Genomic DNA, 2,956 nt, shown 5'->3' on the forward strand with positions numbered 1-2,956 from the left:
AATAAACAAACCCGCTTAGAACAGGAAATAGCGGCTATCGAAAATTACATTCAAGAGCTCGAGGGATATACAGTACCTGAACCTGAAAATGAGTTGAGCGAACCAGGCCGTAACGACCCGAGCACGGAAAATAATTCAAATTTCGGGAACCTCAGCCCAGACAATTCCTCCAATGGAGAAACTAGTAACAGTGACACGGAAGGATCCTTTGCAGAAACAAAGTTTCTAAAAAAAGAAAAAATTGCCGAACAAGAAACTGCCCTGGCTCAAAAAGAAGCCATGGCTGCCATGGTGGAAAGTCAACTTAATCAACTGCGTGAGAATGGAGAGGTCATTACGGTGAGCAGTCCATTCTCAGGAACTGTCACGGATACTTCAAATGATTTAGACAAACCCATTATGACCCTCGCTTCAACTGAACTGAACCTTAAAGGGGATTTAAAGGAAGAACACCGCCCTGAGGTAAAACCAGAAATGCCGGTAACGATGTACGTTCCCGAACTGAACATGGAGCTTAATGGATCTCTTTCAACCATTCAGGATCATCCGGAAGAGGTAGAAGTCAACGAAAGCAGCAGGTACCCATATGAAGTCACGGTGGATGAAGTAGATGATAAGGTTTTGCCGGGTTATCATGCAGAAGTAGATATTATTACAAAGCAAGTTGACGGGGTCGTTACCACTCTTGAGGATGGACTCATCAGAGAGAAGAAATCCTACGTGTGGACGATGAATGAAGATGGAAAAATCGACCGGCACGAAGTAGAAACAGGGCTTAAAGAAAATAACCTGATAGAAATACAAAAAGGCTTGGAAGCTGGTGAGTGGGTGGCCTATCAGCCAAAAGACGAGTTTAGAAGGAATTCCACCTTTTTTACTCCTCTCAAGTCTCAGGACTTGGATGTTTCACAAATATGGCATTCAGATCAGGAGAGTATTGTGAATTATGGATTGCTAGGTTTGCTAGCTCGTTAATTTAAGCAGGTGAGCACCCTTATTCCTAAAAGGAAAGGGTGCTTTTTAATGATGGATGATCCTATCCATTGCATATTGAGTCGCTCCATGGCACGATATACATGATAATTTTAAGTAAAGGGGGACCTATAGATGAAATTAAGTGTATTAGATCAATCCCCCATTTTATCCGGGATGACCTCTCAAGATGCACTAAAGCAAACAACAGAACTGGCAGAATGGACAGACCGATTAGGCTACCACCGTTTTTGGGTAGCTGAACACCACAGTACGGAAAGCCTGGCGGGGTCATCACCCGCTATCTTAGCTGCCCACTTAGCGGCCCGTACTGACCGCATACGCATAGGAACAGGCGGTGTTCTGCTTCCCCATTACAGCGCCTATAAAGTTGCAGAATCCTTTCGTGTGCTGGAAACTTTACACCCTAACAGAATCGACCTCGGTGTAGGACGTGCGCCAGGCGGCATGCCAAACGTAAACATAGCTCTAAACCGTGGCAGCTCCCCTGATATTGAAGGATACCCGGCTCAAATAGAAGAATTGATGGCATACTTGCATGGACAAGACCCCCAAGGAATGAATGTCTATGCTACTCCTAAAGGAGAAACCTCTCCCCCGATCTGGATGCTCGGATCCAGTGGGACAAGCGCCCGCCTGGCTGCAGATTTAGGTGCTTCGTATTCTTTTGCCCATTTTATTAATGGCCATGGAGGAACAAGAGTCGTGGATCGTTACAAAAAATACTTTTCTCCTTCCATGCAGCAAAGCACTCCGGACGCGAATGTCTCGATTTTCGTCGTATGTGCAGAGACAGATGAACATGCCGAGTATTTAGCTTCCAGTCTTGATCTCGCTTTACTACAGATTGAACAGGGTATGAGAAGAACTGGTTTTCCTACACCTGACGAGGCCCTGCAACATTCTTATACTTTTTTTGAGCAGGAAAGAATACAAGATAATCGCAGCCGAATGATTGTCGGTTCTCCTGATCGAGTAAAACAAGAGATTGAGGAGTTGGCAGAGAGCTATCAAGTAAACGAAATTATTATTAATACGATCGTTTCTCCTTTTGAGGAACGACTCCGCTCATACGAACTTTTAGCTGAAGCCTTTCAACTTCATAAAAAGTAAGTGTAAACACAGGAACTTGTATCTCATATCAAGTTCCTGTGTTTTTTACTCCCTCTCTTTTCTTTCCTGTTATTGTATTTCGTATTTTGTCCCTTACTATAAAGTATTTTAACTCTGCAAATGAGAGAACCTCCGTCCTGAAGACGGAGGTTTCATTATGTAACTAGCGCTTAGGACGACCCGCCGGTCTCGTTAAGGACAACAAATCCTCGTCTAAATTCATAACTTTTTGCTCAACCATTTGACGTGCATCCTGAATCCCTTTGTTATATAAGAAGGGACCAAGCTCTTCTACCATTAATTGCACAAGCTGGTCAGCTGCTAATTCACCGATCTCCTCGCCTCTTTCAAGTTCAAAGTACTCCTGAATTTTGGCAATCACGTAGTCTTTTTCTTCCTTTCTTAAAGATGGAAGCAATCGAATCATTCCCCTTTCTAATTAAAGCTTACCATATCCTTAAACGAAAATGAGTAGGAGAGGACGTTTCTTTATGACGGGTTATTGAGCGACAAACTATTCCTAACGTACTATTTCTTCATTCCGAGGGCGCAGACGGTATTATTCGGAAATGTCGGCTTAATAAATACTTCAATTTGATTAAACCCTGCTTCTTCCAGTAGTGCGCGAAGCTGTCCTCCCATAACCTCAGTCGTCTCATCACTAGTCCCACGTCCATGTGGGGAAAGGGTTATGGCTATTCTCCCTCCTGGCCGCAATAAGGAATGCAGATGATTTAACGTCTTTACAGGCGTCTCCCAAAATGAAATGTTGTTAATGGAATAGATTTTATCAAGGGGCTGATAAAAGTCTTCCAACATTTGAGCCTCCCCCTGCATCATACATATCTGT

4 protein-coding genes are annotated in these 2,956 nt (G+C 43.5%); 2 read left to right on the top strand and 2 right to left on the bottom strand.

Annotation, left to right across the window (positions count from 1 at the left end; genetic code table 11):
• Nucleotides 1–975: efflux RND transporter periplasmic adaptor subunit (locus WAM07_RS15405; RefSeq protein WP_422168239.1), on the top strand; the 975-nt coding region annotated here is incomplete at its 5' end.
• A 132-nt stretch (nucleotides 976–1,107) separates the two neighbouring features.
• Nucleotides 1,108–2,106: an LLM class flavin-dependent oxidoreductase gene (locus WAM07_RS15410; protein WP_422168241.1), complete on the top strand. Its 999-nt coding sequence runs from the start codon at nucleotides 1,108–1,110 to the stop codon at nucleotides 2,104–2,106.
• Between the two features lie 163 nt (nucleotides 2,107–2,269).
• Here WAM07_RS15410 and WAM07_RS15415 read toward each other — a convergent pair whose 3' ends face one another.
• A complete protein-coding gene (locus WAM07_RS15415) occupies nucleotides 2,270–2,524 on the bottom strand; it encodes a DUF2164 domain-containing protein (RefSeq protein WP_422168242.1) in 255 nt (84 codons plus the stop codon).
• A gap of 110 nt (nucleotides 2,525–2,634) precedes the next feature.
• A partial coding sequence (locus tag WAM07_RS15420) for a class I SAM-dependent methyltransferase (protein ID WP_422168244.1) occupies nucleotides 2,635–2,956 on the bottom strand: 322 nt, incomplete at its 5' end.

Origin of the sequence: Halobacillus sp. (assembly GCF_049282395.1) — a bacterium.
Lineage (GTDB): Bacteria > Bacillota > Bacilli > Bacillales > Halobacillaceae > Halobacillus.

Bases quoted from the DNA above. Each gene is read 5' to 3' on its own strand.
- WAM07_RS15410 (WP_422168241.1), top strand. From the start codon at position 1,108: ATGAAATTAAGTGTATTAGATCAATCCCCCATTTTATCCGGGATGACC.